The organism is Streptomyces yerevanensis (assembly GCF_000716805.1).
Classification (GTDB): Bacteria; Actinomycetota; Actinomycetes; order Streptomycetales; family Streptomycetaceae; genus Streptomyces; species Streptomyces flaveus.
In genome coordinates this window covers 1-268 of the sequence record NZ_JNWJ01000268.1, presented here as the reverse complement: position 1 = coordinate 268, position 268 = coordinate 1, and the positions used below count along the sequence as shown (strand labels likewise).

Below are 268 nucleotides of genomic sequence, written 5' to 3'. Positions count from 1 at the left end.
GGGGTTGATAGGCCGGATCTGGAAGCACCGCAAGGTGTGGAGGTGACCGGTACTAATAGGCCGAGGGCTTGTCCCCAGATTGCTCGCGTCCACTGTGTCGGTTCTGAAACCACGAACAACCCCGTTGCCGGGCCACGGCAACGGTGCGGGTGTTCCACAGTTTCATCGTGTTTCGGTGGTCATAGCGTGAGGGAAACGCCCGGTTACATTCCGAACCCGGAAGCTAAGCCTCACAGCGCCGATGGTACTGCAGGGGGGACCCTGTGGG

General features: G+C 60.8%; 1 rRNA gene. It reads left to right on the top strand.

What is annotated here, in order from left to right:
* Positions 1-171: 171 nt before the first annotated feature.
* Positions 172-268: ribosomal RNA gene (rrf, locus tag OP79_RS50975) — 5S ribosomal RNA — on the top strand; the annotation flags it as partial.